This is a genomic window from Mucilaginibacter sp. 22184 (assembly GCF_052045695.1).
Lineage (GTDB): Bacteria > Bacteroidota > Bacteroidia > Sphingobacteriales > Sphingobacteriaceae > Mucilaginibacter.
Map to the genome: position 1 here is coordinate 305736 of NZ_JBQEPI010000007.1, position 16984 is coordinate 322719.

Here is a 16984-nt window from a genome sequence, read left to right on the forward strand (position 1 = left end):
CAAAAGGGCCGCGCTAATTAGCGCGGCCCTTTTGTTGCGTATTTTAAGCTGCATTATTTAATTGCCGGTTGATGCTACCAAGTAACACATCAATATCAAATGGTTTGGCAATAAAATCATCAGGAGCGCCGGTTTGGTTTAGTGCCCTGGAAACCTCATGACTTGCCGAAATGAGTATAACCGGTATATCATGTGTTTCAATGCTGGTTTTAACACTTTTACAAAGATCCCGGCCGTCCAAATTACCCAACATAATGTCTAATAATATCAAATCGGGCTGACTTTCTTTTATTTTATCAAAAAGATAGTGCCCATCGGCAAGGGTTATTACTTCATAACCCGAATCTTCCAATATGTATTGTAAAACCTCCAGTATATCACTGTCATCATCAACCGCTAATATCCGTCTCATATTTTATTCTTAAGTATCATCTACAAAATGCTTCCAGATAGTAAAAAGTAAGCTGTATGAGGTTTAGCAATTCTTGTACCAAAGTAATAGTTAAGTACTTAAAGTAAAGTTTAATATCGTCGCTGATACTTAATAATAAAGTGATTTTTTTTCGCTGAAGGTATTATGTAAAATACAAACTGGCTTTTAATGCCTGTTTAAATAAACACCCGTTATGCCTAGGCATGAGATTTATCAACAAAAATATAAGACGCCTTTTTGCATTTGGCGCAGAAATACTTTCGTACAGGTAAAAAATATAATACTCTTTTTACAAACCAGCTTCTCTTTAACTGGAAATGGAATGGCTCACCGCACTTGGAGCAGTGATACTTTCTTCTTTTCTGGGTGCTTGAATTTAGGTCGGTCACTATAAATAAAATAGTGTGCAAAATACAATACATCCTTCAAGAATGAGGGGCTATTTAATGTAAACTTACTATTAGGTATGTTTTAATTAATTTAAAAGGTAAAAAATATCGTTCAGATTAATTATCCCAATATATAGCGCTTACGCTGGCATCTGTAACAGATATAACGTTTTAAAGGCAGGAAGAATAGCAAAGTTTTTACCAAATAGCTACGTGGTACGCGATCGTCAAGCTGATTTTTACACTTAGGGCATAAGGGTAATTTTTTACCTCGAGATTCGATAGATTCAGTTGAATTTACTGGAATAACCATATACGCTCCGGGGTTTACTGTATATCAATATCCTTAATACTGTTCTTAACAAATCTAATAATAATTGTGAATATTTTAACCCGAGTGCTTGATTATTAGTTAAATGTGATTTTTATGACGGAATTTTAATAGAAGTGGTAAAAAATAGACGTTTTGAAGAACGTTTTTTATTTGTCTGTTAAATGGTCACCAACAGGAAGAGTGGGTTTAGCGGAAAATAGAATATCCTGGTGCAAGATAAAAACACAACATACAGCCAATAAGAGGGGGGATTTTAATGACTTAAATTAAATTATTAACTTTTTCAACGAGTTCAGAAAGATCAAACGGTTTGTTAATAACGCCGTCGCAACCGTAATTTAATAAATGATCATCGCCATTCAGATAGGCCGAAAAAATAATAACAGGTATGTTGCTGAATTTGCTGTGTAACTTGATGCTTCTGCAAATTTCGCCCCCGGTGGTACCCGAAACCCGATAGTCTAATATAACCAGGTCTGGGAGAAACTGCTCCATTAGTGGTAATACATCAAGGCTGTTGGAAGTACTTTTTACCTCAAACTGTTCATAAGTAAGAGTTTCATGCACAATATCTAATATGTCCTGATTGTCATCTAATACTAAAATACGTTTTGACATAAAAAATATTCAATAGTGAAAAGGGTCGAAGGTAGTAAATAAGTAAAACTAATTAAAATAGCATAAAAAATTATGGCTTGAGCAAAAAAAATTATCGGGTAAATAAAGTACAAACTTAACTATTTTTTATATTATTGAGTCACAAAAAATAGAGCCGTCCCACATATATTTTTGTTTTAATTAAAGTTTTGAAAAATAAAGATCAAAATATAGCTGCAAAGCAACACATAGATGATCTGATTATTCAGGCTCCGGTAGCTATCGGTTTTCTAAAAGGCCCCGATCTCATCATTGAATCGGCTAACACCAATATACTGGAGTTATGGGAAAAACAAACTGATATTATTGGCTGGCCGCTTGCACTTATCTTAAAACCGGATGATGTAAAACTGGTTTGGGATGCGTATAAAAGCGGCCATATCCATTATGGTTATGAAACACCTATCTGGCTTAACCGGAACGGTCATATTAATTTATTTTATTTCGATTTTGTTTACCAGCCGGTTAAGGATAACGATAATAATATAATTGGTGTTATGGTGGTTGCCACAGAAGTAACCAAGCAGGTGATAGCCAGGCAGCTTTTGGAGGATGCGGAAGAACGCCTTCGCCTGGCCATCGAAGCTACGGGTATTGGCAATTGGGACCTTGATCTGGTAAATAACGATGTTATCGCGTCGCCAACACTTTCCGTGATATTTGGTCTTGACCCTGATGAGTCTGTAACACACATGGAGCTGCGGGGAATGATACACCCCGATGATAAGTCGCTGGTAAATGACGCCTATAAGAAAGCTATAAAAGCAGGAGTTTATTCGTATGAGGCCCGTATAGTATGGACTGATGGATCGATACATTGGATACGGACAACCGGGAAGATTTTGTATGATGCCCTCCATAAACCTGTACGTATGCTGGGCACAACTCACGATATTACCAAACGTAAGCAAGAAGAGATCATGAAAAATGATTTTATTGCTATGGCCAGTCATGAATTAAAAACACCGCTCACCTCGCTCAAAGCTTATACACAATTACTGGTATCCAAAGCCCAAAAAGCAGGTGATGACTTTTTTATAAGCGCGCTTGAAAAATCAGAAAATCAGATCAACAAAATGAGCAGGCTCATCCATGGTTTCCTGGATATGTCAAAAATTGAATCGGGTAAGCTAAAACTTAATATCCAATCCTTTGATATGAATGAATTGGTTGTCGAAATAATGGCCGATAAAGTGCTAATAGCACCCGATCATGTTTTATCTTTTAAAAGCAAACAATCCATTCAGATCACTGCCGACAGAGAAAAGATAGCCCAGGTAATAAGCAACTTTATAAGCAATGCTGTAAAATATTCGCCAAAAGGTAGCGCAATAACTATCGTTGTTAAAAAGCATAATGAAGATTTGAAAGTAAGCGTAAAAGATGCAGGCATTGGCTTAAAAAAGAGTGATCAGCAAACTGTTTTTCAACGTTTTTACCGGGTAGAAGATGAGAGCACCCGGGGGCTGTCAGGCTTTGGTATAGGTTTATATTTATCGGCCGAGATCATCAGGCTGCATCATGGTAAAATAGCCGTTGAAAGTGAGGAGGGAAAAGGCTCCGAATTTTATTTCCTGTTGCCTTTAGAAACCGGTGAGGGTCAGCCCGCTTAATTGTAACGGTTTTGTCTATAAGAATCCGAAACTCAAATATTGTTATTACTTTAGGCAGATAACATGCTGCGTGGCTTCTACCCGTACATAACCGTTTAAATCATGGCATTACTAACTATTCTGATCTGTATTATCCTGCTTGTTTTATTGGTGAGCTGGGCAAAAGTTAATCCGTTCATCGCTTTTCTTTTGGTATCTATTTTAGCCGGCTTAATGCTGGGTATCCCCATCAATAAAGTTACGGCGTCTGTACAAAAGGGTATGGGCGATATTATGGGCCAGCTGCTAATTATCATTTGCCTGGGCGCTATGTTAGGCAAATTGGTAGCCGTAAGTGGTGCCGCCCAAAAAATTGCCGAAGTGTTGGTGAACGCTGTTGGCCAAAAATATATACAGTGGGCCTTGGTAACTGCAGGCTTCATCATCGGTATTCCGTTGTTTTACGGTATTGGCTTTGTGCTGATGGTGCCGCTTATATTTTCGGTGGTTTACAAATACAAACTACCGGCGGTATATATAGGTTTGCCTATGCTGGCCTCGTTATCGGTAACGCATGGTTTTTTACCACCGCACCCCTCACCATCGGCACTTGTAGTATTGTTTCATGCCAACATGGCTACCACTTTTATTTATGGTTTGATGATAGCTGTGCCTGCCATTATACTGGCCGGACCTGTATTTGCCCGCTTCCTTAAAAAAATACCCTCAGAGCCGCTGGCTACCTTCCGGGCCGAAGAACTGCCTGAAGAAAAATTACCCGGGGCATTCAATAGTTTTTTTACCGCCTTGCTGCCTGTGATGTTATTGATGCTAACCGCGTTTTTCCCGTACCTGGGTATCAAGGATCCGGGCCTATTAAAACTGGTAGCTTTTCTGGGCGATCCATCCATTGTAATGCTCATTGCCCTTATTGTGGCTACTTTTACACTGGGCGTAAAACAGGGTAGGAGCATGAGCCAGCTGGCCACTAATTTTACCGATGCTATAAAAGATATTGCTTTGATCTTATTGATCATTGCCGGCTCTGGAGCGTTTAAAGAGGTGTTGACGGCAAGTGGTGTAAGTGATCAGATAGCCGCTCAGTTGCAGCAGTTTAATTTGCCGCCATTGGTACTGGGCTGGGTTATCGCGGCTATTATACGCATCAGTTTAGGCTCGGCTACGGTGGCTGGGTTAACGGCAGCTGGTATTGTAGCTTCATTAGTAGTACAAAATCACGTGAACCCCAATTTAATGGTACTATCCATTGGGGCGGGCAGCCTGGCTTTCTCCCATGTTAACGACTCCGGTTTCTGGCTGTATAAAGAGTACTTTAACCTCAGTATAAAAGATACCATCAAATCATGGTCAATGATGGAATCATTGGTTTCTGTTATAGGCTTAATAGGTGTTTTGATCATTAACCAGTTTGTAAAATAGCCCTCCACCATGAAAAAAAGCGTCATCATCCTGTTACTACTTATATTTGGATATAACAGCCAGGCACAATCTCCAGGTAGTTATTATACTGCGGTTGATGGTACAAAAATATACTACGAGGTAAAAGGCGGTGGCTTTCCGGTGATACTCGTTCACGGATTTTCTGGTACGGGCGAGGGCTGGAAAAAAGGCCCGCTTTATGCCGACCTGCTAAACGCCGGTTACAAGGTAATCATTATAGATCAGCGGGGCAATGGCCGGTCAGACAAGCCACATAGCGATGCCGGTTATGCCAATGATGCCGAAGCTAAGGATGTCATGGGGTTGGCCAGCCATCTTAAACTTAAAAAATATGATGTGGTGGGTTACTCGCGCGGTTCCATTATTGCCTCCCGGTTGTTGGTGCTGGATAAGAGGGTGCAAAAACTGGTAATGGGCGGCATGGGCGATGCCTATACCAACCCCGAATGGCCCAGGCGCGTACATGCCTACAAGGCGCTTATGGGCGATACTACTTTTCACGATGTAGATGGCATGATCAATTATATCCACAGCAACCCTGCTTTTGATGTAACCGCGTTGGCCCTGCAGCAGAAATATCAGCCATCAACAAGTCCGCAGGAGTTGGCCAAAGTAAAAATACCTGTGCTAATCATTTGCGGTACGGAGGATCATGATAACGGATCAGAAACCGCACTCAACAAACTTATCCCTGGTTCAAAGCTCAATTATGTGCCCGGCGATCATAACAGTGCATCGAGAACTATACAGTTTTCGGCAGATGTACTTGCCTTCCTGAAGTAAATGTCATCTTTAGGTGATATAATACAGCCTTTTAAATAAGCGGCTTGCTATTTGTATAGGTATGTTCAGAGATAATTTTTAACACTTATCAATACATATTTTATGAAAAAGCTAATGATATATGCCTGTCTGTTTGTAGCGTTTCTGCTAACGCTGACATTTAACGCCCAGGCGCAGACCAAGAAAAAAATGAGCAAGCAGGCTAAAGGAGCCATCATTGGTGGTGCCGGCGGTGCGGTTGCAGGCGGACTTATTGGACATAATGTTGGTGGGGCCTTAATTGGTGGTGCCATTGGAGCCGGCGGTGGTTATATTATAGGTAACGAACAACGCCGTGCCGATGAAAAGAAACGCAGGGCTGCCTGGCGCAGGGCGCATCCTAAACACCATCATTACACCAAAACAACTACACACTAACTAAATGTTAATTATAGTTAAAAAGCCGGCGGTTTATTTTACCTGCCGGCTTTTTATTTTATCTTGATGACTGTGTTGCTTCCGGCTAATAGTATGCGTATTATTATTTATACAGTGAAATAAATTTTGCAGATGGATATATAGCCGAGATAAAAATTTAAATCATATATAGGGCGTTATTATATCAGGCATTTTACAAACAAGGGCAGTGAATATTTGGTTTAGTATATAATGGTTAAAACGCTTTCGGCATTACTTTTTTGCTTTCTTTCTGCTGTTGTAATGGCCCAAAGCAAGGCAACCGCTGTTGATACGCTTCAGGTTAATAAAGATACCATTGCGCAAAAAGACCTTATTGATATAGCCCGATCTCTGTTTAAAATAAAGCCCCGTAAAATATCGGCCACCGAAAAAAAGAAGATTTATTTTTCTATCTTACCTATCTCTTCTTCAGATGGCCGAAGTGGGGGGAGGGCACTTTTTACTTCAACATCATTGGCGGTATACTTGGGGGATCCTGCAACAACCAACCTGTCCAGTTTTATATTTACTCCTTATTTTAACTTTAAAGGAAGGTATGGCCTGCCCATCCGCTCAAATATCTGGCTCAATAACAATCAGTGGAATATTGTTGGCGATACCCGTGTATTGGTATATCCGCAATACACCTGGGGTTTGGGTGGGAAACAACCCGAAGATCATCGCTTTTTGGTGAACTATAATTACGGGCGTTTTTATCAAACGGTATTGAAAAGAATAAAACCATACTTTTATGCTGGCCTGGGTTACGATCTGGATTATTATCAGGACATTGACAGCGATGGAGATGTGAGTCTGCATAGTTTTACCGGTTATAAATACGGCACTACTAAAGATCAAAATGTTTTTTCGTCAGGGGTGACTTTCAATTTGCTATACGATACCCGCAAAAACTCCATTAATCCTCTGCCGGGGGCCTATGCTAATATCATATACCGGGTAAATTCAAAAATGCTGGGGAGTAATACCAACTGGAGTTCGTTATATATCGATCTACGCAAATACGTATCATTAACCAATAGCGGTCCTAAAAACGTACTGGCATTCTGGTCATATTTCTGGACATCACTTACACCTGGTACACCGTATTTGAATCTGCCCAGTTTGGGTTGGGAACCTTACCAGCGATCGGGCAGGGGATTTGTGCAAAACAGGTACAGAGGGCAACGACTGGCTTATTTTGAAACTGAATACCGGCGTGATATTACTCGCAACGGCCTTATTGGCTTTGTTTTATTTGCCAACGTAAACTCGGTTACCGAGCCCAATACACATGATTTTGTTTACTGGCGACCCGCTGGTGGTACAGGCCTGCGTTTTAAGTTCAACAAAAAATCGGGGACTAATATTGCCCTGGATTATGGTGTGAGCAAAAATTTCTCATCGATAAACCTTAACCTGGGAGAAACGTTTTAGGGGATTAGAGCTTTGTTGTTTTATTATAAAAAGTGCCTCGTAATGACGTGTTTGATTTTTGTATCTTATCTATTTTCCTAAAATGACAAAACAAGGATATAGGTTTTGAAATTTAAATTTTATTTTCGTGGTATGTTTTTATCCGGCCATTCGTAGTAAAAGACCCTTCAGTACCTCGCCGGTAATATCCTGTATTTATTCTGTTAACCCTGGTCAAAAACCGACCATCTGCCAAAAATCACATGACAAAAAAACGTTACGTAACACTGATACTCATTTTGGGTTCATTAACCGCATTGGGCCCTTTCTCTATAGATATGTACCTGCCTGGCTTTACAGCCATCGCTAAATATCTGCATACCAGTACCGATAAGGTAGCCTTGTCACTGTCGAGCTATTTTATAGGTATATCGGCCGGGCAATTATTGTATGGCCCTTTGTTGGACAGGTATGGCCGTAAACGCCCCTTGTATTTCGGTTTATGTCTTTATATAGTGGCCTCTGTGGGTTGTTTCTTTTCCACCTCGTTAGAAATGCTAATCGTGATGCGGTTTTTTCAGGCCATAGGCAGCTGTGCTGCTACCGTTGCGGCTATGGCTATGGTACGCGATCTTTTCCCGGTGGAGGATAACGCCAAAGTATTTTCGCTGTTGATATTGGTACTGGGTGCTTCACCTATGCTGGCGCCAACCATTGGTAGCTATATTACAGCTGCATTTGAATGGCAGGTAATATTTTTGATATTGACGATTATTGCTGTACTGATACTATTAGCGGTTATATTTTTACTTCCCGAAAGCTATCAGCCCGATCCATCATATTCCTTAAAGCCACTGCCTATTATCCGTAACTTCTGGCATGTATTAAAAAATTCGCAGTTTTTAACTTATGCGCTTTGCGGGGCATTCGCTTTTGCAGGCCTGTTCGCTTACGTATCATCGTCGTCAATTGTATTTATTGAGGTGTTTAAAGTAAGTCAGAAAGGGTTTGGGTGGATATTCGCCGGACTTTCTGTAGGGTTTATCGGCTCGAGCCAGGTAAACAGCATCCTGATGAAAAGATATAAAAGCGAACAATTGGTGAATGCCTCATTAATTTGGCTGGTATTTATCTCGACTGTATTTTTAATAGGTGCGTTCAATAACTGGTTTAACATTGCTGGCACCATTGCCATGATATTTGGTGTATTGTGCGGTGTGGGTATCAGTTATCCTAATACAGCTGCCTTATCATTGGCACCTTTTACCAAAAACGCGGGTTCGGCTTCAGCATTAATGGGAGCCTTCCAAATGGCTATTGGCTCACTGGCATCGGTGGGTATCACACTCATTACAAGTCATAGCGCATTACCCATGGCAGGGGTTATGGCGGCGGCAGGTGTGGTAGCATTGCTTACTTTACTGATAGGCAGCCGGTTTATCAAGCATAAAGTATCGGCATCGGTAGATGCGGGTGTGATAGCGCATTGAGGACTGTGATAGACGACCCACTCCGTCTGTGTGTTGTCAATAGAGCAAAATGCTATATGCGCCTATTTCTACGATTTCTTCTAATGAAGTAAATTACACAAGTAACAAGAATAAGAAACGTAAGGATCTGCCACCAACTAAAAATAAGTCCGAAAGAAAACCCACCGGCTACAACGTCGTCGTTTAGTAACATGATAATAAATCTTGTGCTCATTGCTTGCGGATAATAAAACCAAGATAAATAAAAAAGCCTCGTTAAGAGGCTTTTTTATTGGCGATATGGAGCTTGGTTTTAAAACCCTCTCCAAAGGAGAGGGTAGGGTGAGGTGTTACCCCAACACCTCATCAATTATCCCAAACTCTTTTGACTCACTGGCTGTCATCCAGTAATCCCGGTCGGATACATCATGAACCTTTTGGTATGGCTGGCCGCTATGCTGGGCGATGATCTCATATAGTTCCTGTTTCATTTTGCGGATCTGGGTAGAGGCTATTTCAATGTCTGATGCCATACCCTGCGCCCCGCCCGATGGCTGGTGCAGCATAATGCGGGAATGCTTGAGCGCTGCACGTTTACCCGCTGCACCTGCACATAGCAGTACTGATCCCATGGAGAGGGCCATGCCGGTACAAATGGTAGCCACATCGGGTCCTATAAAATGCATGGTATCATAAATACCCAAGCCGGCATAAACCGAACCGCCCGGCGAATTGATATACATCTGTATATCTTTTTTGGCATCTGTCGACTGCAGAAAAAGCAGTTGCGCCTGAATGATGTTGGCTACATGATCGTCAACGGCTTCGCCAAGAAAAATGATCCGGTCCATCATCAGACGCGAAAATACGTCCATCTGGGCTACGCGCATTTCGCGTTCTTCGGTAATGTAGGGCGTCATGGCTACGGGTAACGTGCTTTTTTCGACCTGTGAAATAAAGCTATCTACCCGGGTACCGGCAATAGCATGGTGCATGACCGCATATTTGCGGAATTCCTGTTTATCGATATTCATAAAATTGTGGTTTTTAAAGGGGAGAGTGGGAGCGAAGAACCGAGAGCCAGAAATTGTTTTACCGTCTTGATTCTTGATTCTTACTTCTTGATTCTATCTTAAAAAGATGCGTGCTATTTTTTGCCTGAAACTCAGATGTTCGGGCTGGTTAAATAATTGTTGATGAACGGCCTCGATCTCGGCTTTTACCTGTTTGCGGCCATATTGCTGTACCAGGGTATATACCTGTTGTTGCTGCGAAACACGGGTCTGCAGATCCCGATCAAGCAGCATTTTGGCTTCGAACAGCAGAGAGCTGGTAGGGTTCGACCTTTTGAAAAGGTAGGCTTCGGTTTGTGCTATGTTATTCAAGGAAGTCCTCATAGGTTAATGCTTTTTGTTTTACGGATTCCCTTATTTTTTCGATGCACTTATATTTTTGCACGGTTGCCGAACGCACCCCGGAAAAGCCAAATAGTTGTGCCAGTTTGGTCATGGGTAACTGATCATAATAAAAGGAGCGTAGCAGCTCCATACAGCGTTTGCCAGCTGTTTCCAGGAAGTTCAATAGTTTATCGTCGGCGAGGGGTACGATGGTTTCCACAGCTAAGTCAGTAGCGCTGTCGTCCAATTGTGTGGTTTGCTGGCCTTCTTTGTAGCGTTTAATCCACAGGTAGCGGGCAGTACCATAAATATAGGCACCTTCGCTGCTTTTAATATCGGCATTGGCCGATCTGCTTTTTTCATAATAGCTCAGCAAAGCATCCTGGAAAACATCTTTGGCCTCGTCAAATGATCCGCCGCATTTGCTCACATACCGGGCTACCGCCGGGAAAACTTTTTGATATAATGTGATGAAAAGCTGCTGCCGTTCTGCAACCTGCTCTTCTAAATTAACTGCATCCATTGTACACTGTTTATTACCATGTGTAACTTATAACAGATATATCACCTTTTTTGGCTGAAATTTTTTTGGAGTTTATCTATCTTGTCATCCTGAGCATAGCGAAGGATCTTCTTCAACATGCTTTGCTTGTCGTATAATAGATGCTTCACTGCGTTCAGCATGACAAAGCAAAATCTAAAACTTACTCGCCCGCAAAGCCGTAACCTTTGATCCTTCCGGGCCGGTGCTTTCAAAAACGATCCTATCATCCGTTAATTCCGATACATAAAAGACAAAATCACGGGTCTTGCCATCGGGCAGTACTTCTTTTACATTCATATTGCTGCCGTTGAGCGTGAAAGCACCGTGCGACAGGAATTTACCTCCCCATACAATCGTATATTTCATTTCAGGCGTAAACTGTATGTAGGGCACAGCCTCATCCAACTCGGCCTTTTTTACCGTATCCGGCGGGCTGGCATTTGGGTGCTCTATTTTTATATACTTCCATTTGCCGGTAAGTGCCTGGGTGGTAACTGCCGGTTTGCATGATGCCATAACAAATAGCGAGAGTGCAAATAATATAAAACCGTAAAATTTCATGATCGCATTAATTTAATCTAAGCTATGCAATTACGGTTAAAGTATAAAATCAGCTTTTGCCTTTCAGGTGCTTTTTTGTTCGCTCTTCGGCTTTTTTTACCTCGTCTTTTTCGCTTATTGGCGCTTCTGTTTCGAGTCGCTTTCTGTTCTTACTATCTGTAGTTTTTTTGCTGGTGTTTTTTGATATTGAAGTATTCATGACCGTAAAGATTAAATGAGATACTATTGATTTAACTATCGGTAAACTGAATTGTTTACAATTAATTCATTATGAATTGTTACCGGAAAATATCATCTTGGGTAAAAATCCTATAATCCTTAATCCAGTAAATCATGCTTCAGCGTAATCAACGAAATCAAAAAAATCAGCGGTCAAAAATATTTTTTAAAAAAGTTGTAACATCCTGTAATTGCAACTGTCTTAATGACACTATATAGCCAAGGTACTCCAATCCAGTTTAAGCTATAAGTTATTGTGAGGGCCCGCACCTTAAGGGTTCCGTTAAAAAATCAAATTATTTAAATCTTAAAAAAAATGAACAACAATCTAATTGTTATGCTTTGGTGGGCTGTGCCTGTCATCCTGATTTTGTTGATGTACAAATTTGTTTTGCGCGTGTTTTTCGGTATGGTGATCGTGCCGGATAACCGTATCGGACTGGTGGTCAAAAAGTTCACTCTGTCAAGCAAATCGCGTTTGCCCGATGGTCGTATCATCGCTATTCATGGCGAGGCTGGTATGCAGGCCAAAGCGCTTGCCCCTGGTTTGTACTGGGGTTTGTGGCCATGGCAGTATGGTATTACCATGGAGGCGTTTACCGTGATTGAGCAAAACAAGCTGGGACTGGTAAAGGCAAAAGACGGAGCTTCGCTGGATACAGGTCGTGTGCTGGGTAAACCGGTTGATTGCGACAAGTTCCAGGATGCTATTGCCTTCCTGGACAATAATGGTCAGAAAGGTCCGCAGGCTGCTTTCCTTACGCCGGGTAGTTACCGTATCAACACCTTCTTGTTTGAGATTGAGATGGTACCCATCACCCAGATCCACGAAAATAAAGTAGGTATCGTCACTACGTTGGATGGCGAGCCGCTGGATAAGGGCGAGATTGCCGGTGAATCTGTATCGGGCCATAAAAACTACCAGGACCCTATCGCGTTTATTAATGCCGGTGGTCGTAAAGGTTTGCAGGAAGACGTGATACTGGCCGGTACTTATTACCTGAACCCTTGGTTTGTAATTGTTGAACAGGTAGATATGACCTATATACCTATTGGTTATGTAGGTGTAGTAAACTCCTTTGTTGGGCCCGAAGGTAAAGATACCAGTGGCGATGCCTTTAAACATGGTAATATCGTTCATCGTGGCCAGAAAGGTGTTTGGGAAGATCCGCTTGATCCGGGTAAACACCCGATCAACATTTACACTCATGCGGTGGAGATTGTACCAACAACCAACATTGTGTTGAACTGGGCCGATAGCCGCACTGAAGCACATGAATTGGATAAAAACCTGTGTACTATTACGGTAAGGTCATCTGATGGTTTTACATTCAACCTGGATGTGTCACAGATCATCCACGTGCCACGTAACGAAGCGCCAAAGGTAATAGCCCGTTTTGGTAAGATGAAAAACCTGGTATCGCAGGTATTGGAACCTACTATTGCCAACTATTTCCGTAACTCGGCACAAAAGAGTGACGTGATAGGCTTTTTGGCTAACCGTATCCAAAGGCAAAGTGATGCACGTGACCATATCGGCGCGGTATTAACCACCTATAACGTAATTGGTGTAGATACCCTGATTGGTGACATAGTACCGCCAGCCGCCCTGATGAAAACTCTGACCGACCGTAAACTGGCCGAAGAGGAAAAGGTGACTTACGAGATACAACGCCATGCGCAAATTGAACGTAAGGAATTTGAAAGCGCCCGTGCCGGTGCCGATATGCAGCCAGAGGTGGTAAAATCAACCCGCCAGGTTGAGATCAACACCCAGATGGCTGCCTCAAAAGTTGCAGCGTCACATGGTGAAGCTGAAGCCAAAACCATTAATGCTAAGGCCGATGCCGAAGTAAGGATTACCATAGCCAAAGCCGATGCTGAGGCCAAAACAGTGAATGCTAAGGCCGACGCTAACGCTACCGAGGTAAATGGTATTGCAGAAAGTACCAAGATCAAAGCCATCGGTTTGGCCGAAGCTGAGGTAACCAAACAAAAAACCGAAGCCATGGGTACCGAACAATACGCCATTGTACGTGTAGCCGAAGCCCTTGCCGCAGCCGGTATTAAACTGGTACCAGAAATATTGGTAAGCGGTAAAGACAACGGAGGTAACGGTATAATAGATGCCCTGATAGGCACAGAAATGCTTAAAAAGCTACAGAAGGAGAATGAAGGGGGAAAGAGTGAGGAATAAACTATACGTTTAATATTACGTATCCCGTTAATCAAAAGGGCGCCAACTGGCGCCCTTTTCTTTCTTTTATTGGTTTCTCAATATGTTAAAATAAGTTAAAAAGTTTATCTATAAATTTGTGTTTTGTTATTTTGGATACTTTATATATGCCTCGTCAGTTCCTGCTCATATTGATCGCTTGTTTTGTTTCGGCACTGGCCTATGGGCAGGGTGTACAGAAAGGTACTGTTTATGAGATCAAGTCTCATACCGTAGTTGCTGGTTTGCGGGTGGAAAACTCAACCAATGGCAAAGTCACCGCAACCGATAAAGCAGGTAAGTTCAGTATCCCCGCCAAAGGCGGCGACATTCTCCTGTTTAAAAGTTCGTTTTATCTTCCGGATACTGTTGTTGTAACTGATTTGCGTGGTATTCAGGTGCTTATAACGGCTAAGCAAAATGAATTGAAAGAGGTAAAAGTAACCAATGTGGAGATCAAAAAGCCGGCAAGTGGTTATGTTGACCCGGAGTTTCATGGGCAAACCATGATCTATCAGCGTAATGCACCCAGCCCGGGCAATCCAAAAGGCGATCCCAAAGGTGGTGTAATACTTCGCTTGCATTACTGGAACAAAGACGAAAAAGATAAAAGGAAACAAGCAGAGTTATTAGAGAACGAAAAAGTACGCGATGAGATTACCAATGTGTTTAAACCCGATAATATAGCTAAGTACGTTCCCCTAACAGGTACTGATCTTGAAAATTTTATATTGTTATACATTCCATCGGTTAAGGTTTATACAGCCAATGATTTTAACCTCACCAACTATTTAAGCGCGAGTTATAAAAGTTTCATGGCACTCCCCCCGGATAAACGCAATGCCGGACAATTGATCAAATAATTGCAAAGCGGTGTAACTAATTTGAAATAAAAGCATCCTTTAGGTGTATCAAATTATAAAATATCGCTTAACCTATACCAATGCAAGATCAAACCGCTGTATTACCCGCTACCGCTGGCAGTAATACACAAACAGTTAAAATTGTATATATCGATAATCTAAAAGTAATGCTTACCGTTTTAGTGGTATTGCATCATGCTTTTATTACTTATGGCGCCCCCGGCGGCTGGTATTATGCCGAAAAAACAACCTCTGTTGCCGCATCAATACCGATGACCTTGTTTGTGGCCACCAATCAGTCGTTTTTTATGGGCTTTTTCTTTTTTATCTCGGCCTATTTCACCGAATCATCCTACCATAAAAAAGGCGCTGCACGTTTTACCATCGATCGGTTAAAACGTCTGGGCATTCCCCTTATATTTTATTCATTTATCCTGTCGCCGGTATTATGCTTCCTGGTTTACCGTTTTGCACTGGGTCATGACATTACCTACATCCAGTTCCTTGGTGGTTTTCATCCCTGGATAGATTTTGGGGTATTATGGTTTGTGGCCGCCCTGCTGCTGTTTAGTTTATTGTATGTGGGCATCATGTTGTTGTTTAAAAGCAAACTATCCGCATCGGGGAAAATGCCTTCCACGCTCACTGTGGTTTTATTTGCGCTTACACTGGCTTTAGGCAGCTACCTGGTCCGGTCGGTATTTCCGGTGGGCTGGGTATTAAAACCAGTAGGTTTTCAGTTGGGGCACTTTGTACAATATATCGCTTTATTTACTTTAGGTATAGTAGCCTCGCGCGGGAAATGGCTTAATATAGCGAGCTATAAAATGGGTAAGGGCTTCGCCGTTATGGTTGCTGTCATGATCTTAGTGGTGTTTCCGGTAATATATTATATCAAAGAAGTTACCAACAGCCCTGTAGAAACTTTTAGCGGCGACGGACATTGGCAATCCTTAATGTATGCCTGCTGGGAGCAGTTCACCGGGATATTTATCATTGTGGCTTTACTGGGTATTGCCAGGCAAAGATGGAATAGTCAATCAATGTTCATGAAAAATATGTCGAGAGCTACTTTTGCGGTTTATATATTTCATCCGTTGGTGCTGATTTCCTTGTCCATGTTATTCAGACCATTGGATGCCGATCCTGCTATAAAATTGCTTTTTGTGGCACCGTTGGCGGTTATTGGTTCATTTGTTTTGGGTAGTTTACTGGTGAAAATACCGGGAGTAAAAGCGATTATTTAAAATCTTAACCAACCCTCTCCAAAGGAGAGGGCAGGGTGAGGTATTAGACCAATTTAAACCTATCTGCAAATTCCTGTGCAAAGGCTTCCAGTTTGATAATACCAGGTACTTTGGGTTTATTTTGATCATAATCGCCCCATAATAAGCCTGATCTTATAGCGGTTCCCATTTCTACAAAATTGCGGGCCATTTCGGGTGGCAGGCCGTTTTGCAGCATCCCGTTCAAGGCCTGCTCATCGGTAAATTCAACCCAAGGTAATTCTGGTTTGCCTATGGCGGTACCTAAAACGGTGGCTATGGGGCCCATGGTACGGTCGTCGCTTACCAGGTAGCGTATGCTTTTGCCAGTAAATTCCTGTTGTATTTCTTCCGCGGCAACGGCAGCAATATCCTCCGGATGAACCATAACTAATCTGGCTGTCGCAGGGTAGTTAGAACCTAAAATACCCATATTCCGGATCATATCGATATTGCCCTCAAAGTTTACATAAAAGAATGGCGCACGTAGGTGTTTTATGGCTACATTGCTCAGCTTATTCAGTTCCAGTTCCACATCGTGCATGCCGGCGATAGGGCCAGTGCCTGCATCAAGATGCGCGCCTATACTGCTCAGGTTTACCACACGTGGCACGCTTGCCTTTTCAATAGCTTCAGCGTAATTTTTACCGATACTCCGCACATATTCCCGGAAGTTGTTTGCCCCAAAATAAGGCGGCACCATGGTGTACACCACATCAGCTCCGGTAAAAGCTCGAGTTAAGAATTCTACATCGGTAACTACGCCGATGGCCGCTGTTGCCCCTATGGCTTCAATAGCTGCCGCTTTCTCGGCGTTACTGCTGATGATAGTTAATTGGTGGCCGGCCCTTATTAATTGTTTAGCCAGTGGTTTGCTGATATTGCCCAATGAGCCTGTGACGGTGATTTTCATAACTTTATATTTTGTTTTTATTACCAGCAAAGCTATCT

17 protein-coding genes are annotated in these 16984 nt (G+C 42.1%); 9 read left to right on the forward strand and 8 right to left on the reverse strand.

Annotated elements, in window-relative coordinates; translation table 11 throughout:
- Nucleotides 1-43 precede the first annotated feature (43 nt).
- Together ACTJKG_RS17330 and ACTJKG_RS17335 are read right to left on the reverse strand one after the other, a co-directional pair.
- Nucleotides 44-412, reverse strand: a complete 369-nt coding sequence (locus ACTJKG_RS17330; RefSeq protein WP_172337063.1) for a response regulator — start codon at nucleotides 410-412, stop codon at nucleotides 44-46.
- A gap of 1005 nt (nucleotides 413-1417) precedes the next feature.
- Entirely contained in the window at nucleotides 1418-1774 is a 357-nt protein-coding gene (locus ACTJKG_RS17335; RefSeq protein ID WP_172337064.1) for a response regulator, read from the reverse strand.
- Nucleotides 1775-1962: 188 nt separating this feature from the next.
- Here ACTJKG_RS17335 and ACTJKG_RS17340 point away from each other — a divergent pair, with 188 nt between their 5' ends.
- The 6 genes from ACTJKG_RS17340 to ACTJKG_RS17365 all read left to right on the forward strand — a co-directional run bounded on the left by ACTJKG_RS17340 (nucleotide 1963) and on the right by ACTJKG_RS17365 (nucleotide 8990).
- Nucleotides 1963-3426 carry a sensor histidine kinase gene (locus ACTJKG_RS17340; RefSeq protein WP_172337065.1) on the forward strand — a complete coding sequence of 488 codons (1464 nt, stop codon included), beginning with the start codon at nucleotides 1963-1965 and terminating at the stop codon, nucleotides 3424-3426.
- Between the two features lie 102 nt (nucleotides 3427-3528).
- The gene (locus ACTJKG_RS17345; protein WP_172337066.1) at nucleotides 3529-4845 is read left to right on the forward strand and encodes a gluconate:H+ symporter; all 1317 of its coding nucleotides are present in this window, start codon (nucleotides 3529-3531) and stop codon (nucleotides 4843-4845) included.
- Between the two features lie 9 nt (nucleotides 4846-4854).
- On the forward strand, nucleotides 4855-5649 hold the full coding sequence (locus ACTJKG_RS17350) for an alpha/beta fold hydrolase (RefSeq protein WP_172337067.1): 795 nt from the start codon (nucleotides 4855-4857) through the stop codon (nucleotides 5647-5649).
- A gap of 102 nt (nucleotides 5650-5751) precedes the next feature.
- Nucleotides 5752-6066, forward strand: coding sequence for a YMGG-like glycine zipper-containing protein (locus ACTJKG_RS17355; protein WP_172337068.1), 315 nt, complete (start codon nucleotides 5752-5754; stop codon nucleotides 6064-6066).
- 231 nt (nucleotides 6067-6297) lie between these two features.
- A complete protein-coding gene (locus tag ACTJKG_RS17360; RefSeq protein ID WP_172337069.1) occupies nucleotides 6298-7521 on the forward strand; it encodes a hypothetical protein in 1224 nt (407 codons plus the stop codon).
- A 242-nt stretch (nucleotides 7522-7763) separates the two neighbouring features.
- Nucleotides 7764-8990 (forward strand): multidrug effflux MFS transporter, encoded by a 1227-nt coding sequence (locus ACTJKG_RS17365; RefSeq protein WP_172337070.1) that lies wholly within the window; start codon nucleotides 7764-7766, stop codon nucleotides 8988-8990.
- Nucleotides 8991-9319: 329 nt separating this feature from the next.
- Here the strand turns inward: ACTJKG_RS17365 and ACTJKG_RS17370 are convergent, their stop codons facing one another.
- The 5 genes from ACTJKG_RS17370 to ACTJKG_RS17390 all read right to left on the reverse strand — a co-directional run bounded on the left by ACTJKG_RS17370 (nucleotide 9320) and on the right by ACTJKG_RS17390 (nucleotide 11670).
- Nucleotides 9320-10003 carry a ClpP family protease gene (locus tag ACTJKG_RS17370; RefSeq protein WP_172337071.1) on the reverse strand — a complete coding sequence of 228 codons (684 nt, stop codon included), beginning with the start codon at nucleotides 10001-10003 and terminating at the stop codon, nucleotides 9320-9322.
- 93 nt (nucleotides 10004-10096) lie between these two features.
- Nucleotides 10097-10366, reverse strand: a complete 270-nt coding sequence (locus tag ACTJKG_RS17375) for a hypothetical protein (protein WP_172337072.1) — start codon at nucleotides 10364-10366, stop codon at nucleotides 10097-10099.
- The gene (locus ACTJKG_RS17380; protein WP_440739922.1) at nucleotides 10347-10889 is read right to left on the reverse strand and encodes an RNA polymerase sigma factor; all 543 of its coding nucleotides are present in this window, start codon (nucleotides 10887-10889) and stop codon (nucleotides 10347-10349) included. Before ACTJKG_RS17380 ends, ACTJKG_RS17375 begins: the two co-directional genes overlap by 20 nt.
- A 174-nt stretch (nucleotides 10890-11063) precedes the next feature.
- Entirely contained in the window at nucleotides 11064-11471 is a 408-nt protein-coding gene (locus ACTJKG_RS17385) for a hypothetical protein (RefSeq protein WP_440739923.1), read from the reverse strand.
- Nucleotides 11472-11520: 49 nt separating this feature from the next.
- A complete protein-coding gene (locus ACTJKG_RS17390) occupies nucleotides 11521-11670 on the reverse strand; it encodes a hypothetical protein (RefSeq protein WP_440739924.1) in 150 nt (49 codons plus the stop codon).
- A gap of 336 nt (nucleotides 11671-12006) precedes the next feature.
- Between ACTJKG_RS17390 and ACTJKG_RS17395 the strand changes: the two genes are divergently transcribed.
- The 3 genes from ACTJKG_RS17395 (at nucleotide 12007) to ACTJKG_RS17405 (ending at nucleotide 16015) form a co-directional block, all read left to right on the forward strand.
- On the forward strand, nucleotides 12007-13887 hold the full coding sequence (locus ACTJKG_RS17395) for an SPFH domain-containing protein (RefSeq protein ID WP_172337076.1): 1881 nt from the start codon (nucleotides 12007-12009) through the stop codon (nucleotides 13885-13887).
- 146 nt (nucleotides 13888-14033) lie between these two features.
- On the forward strand, nucleotides 14034-14768 hold the full coding sequence (locus ACTJKG_RS17400; protein WP_440739925.1) for a hypothetical protein: 735 nt from the start codon (nucleotides 14034-14036) through the stop codon (nucleotides 14766-14768).
- Nucleotides 14769-14848: 80 nt separating this feature from the next.
- Nucleotides 14849-16015, forward strand: coding sequence for an acyltransferase family protein (locus ACTJKG_RS17405; RefSeq protein ID WP_440739926.1), 1167 nt, complete (start codon nucleotides 14849-14851; stop codon nucleotides 16013-16015).
- Between the two features lie 43 nt (nucleotides 16016-16058).
- Here the strand turns inward: ACTJKG_RS17405 and ACTJKG_RS17410 are convergent, their stop codons facing one another.
- Nucleotides 16059-16946 carry an NAD(P)H-binding protein gene (locus ACTJKG_RS17410; protein ID WP_172337079.1) on the reverse strand — a complete coding sequence of 296 codons (888 nt, stop codon included), beginning with the start codon at nucleotides 16944-16946 and terminating at the stop codon, nucleotides 16059-16061.
- Nucleotides 16947-16984 lie beyond the last annotated feature (38 nt).

Coding starts and splice junctions, on each gene's coding strand:
- ACTJKG_RS17330 (WP_172337063.1), bottom strand. CDS start 412: ATGAGACGGATATTAGCGGTTGATGATGACAGTGATATACTGGAGGTT.
- ACTJKG_RS17335 (WP_172337064.1), bottom strand. CDS start 1,774: ATGTCAAAACGTATTTTAGTATTAGATGACAATCAGGACATATTAGAT.
- ACTJKG_RS17345 (WP_172337066.1), top strand. CDS start 3,529: ATGGCATTACTAACTATTCTGATCTGTATTATCCTGCTTGTTTTATTG.
- ACTJKG_RS17350 (WP_172337067.1), top strand. CDS start 4,855: ATGAAAAAAAGCGTCATCATCCTGTTACTACTTATATTTGGATATAAC.
- ACTJKG_RS17355 (WP_172337068.1), top strand. CDS start 5,752: ATGAAAAAGCTAATGATATATGCCTGTCTGTTTGTAGCGTTTCTGCTA.
- ACTJKG_RS17360 (WP_172337069.1), top strand. CDS start 6,298: ATGGTTAAAACGCTTTCGGCATTACTTTTTTGCTTTCTTTCTGCTGTT.
- ACTJKG_RS17365 (WP_172337070.1), top strand. CDS start 7,764: ATGACAAAAAAACGTTACGTAACACTGATACTCATTTTGGGTTCATTA.
- ACTJKG_RS17370 (WP_172337071.1), bottom strand. CDS start 10,003: ATGAATATCGATAAACAGGAATTCCGCAAATATGCGGTCATGCACCAT.
- ACTJKG_RS17375 (WP_172337072.1), bottom strand. CDS start 10,366: ATGAGGACTTCCTTGAATAACATAGCACAAACCGAAGCCTACCTTTTC.
- ACTJKG_RS17380 (WP_440739922.1), bottom strand. CDS start 10,889: ATGGATGCAGTTAATTTAGAAGAGCAGGTTGCAGAACGGCAGCAGCTT.
- ACTJKG_RS17385 (WP_440739923.1), bottom strand. CDS start 11,471: ATGAAATTTTACGGTTTTATATTATTTGCACTCTCGCTATTTGTTATG.
- ACTJKG_RS17390 (WP_440739924.1), bottom strand. CDS start 11,670: ATGAATACTTCAATATCAAAAAACACCAGCAAAAAAACTACAGATAGT.
- ACTJKG_RS17395 (WP_172337076.1), top strand. CDS start 12,007: ATGAACAACAATCTAATTGTTATGCTTTGGTGGGCTGTGCCTGTCATC.
- ACTJKG_RS17400 (WP_440739925.1), top strand. CDS start 14,034: ATGCCTCGTCAGTTCCTGCTCATATTGATCGCTTGTTTTGTTTCGGCA.
- ACTJKG_RS17405 (WP_440739926.1), top strand. CDS start 14,849: ATGCAAGATCAAACCGCTGTATTACCCGCTACCGCTGGCAGTAATACA.
- ACTJKG_RS17410 (WP_172337079.1), bottom strand. CDS start 16,946: ATGAAAATCACCGTCACAGGCTCATTGGGCAATATCAGCAAACCACTG.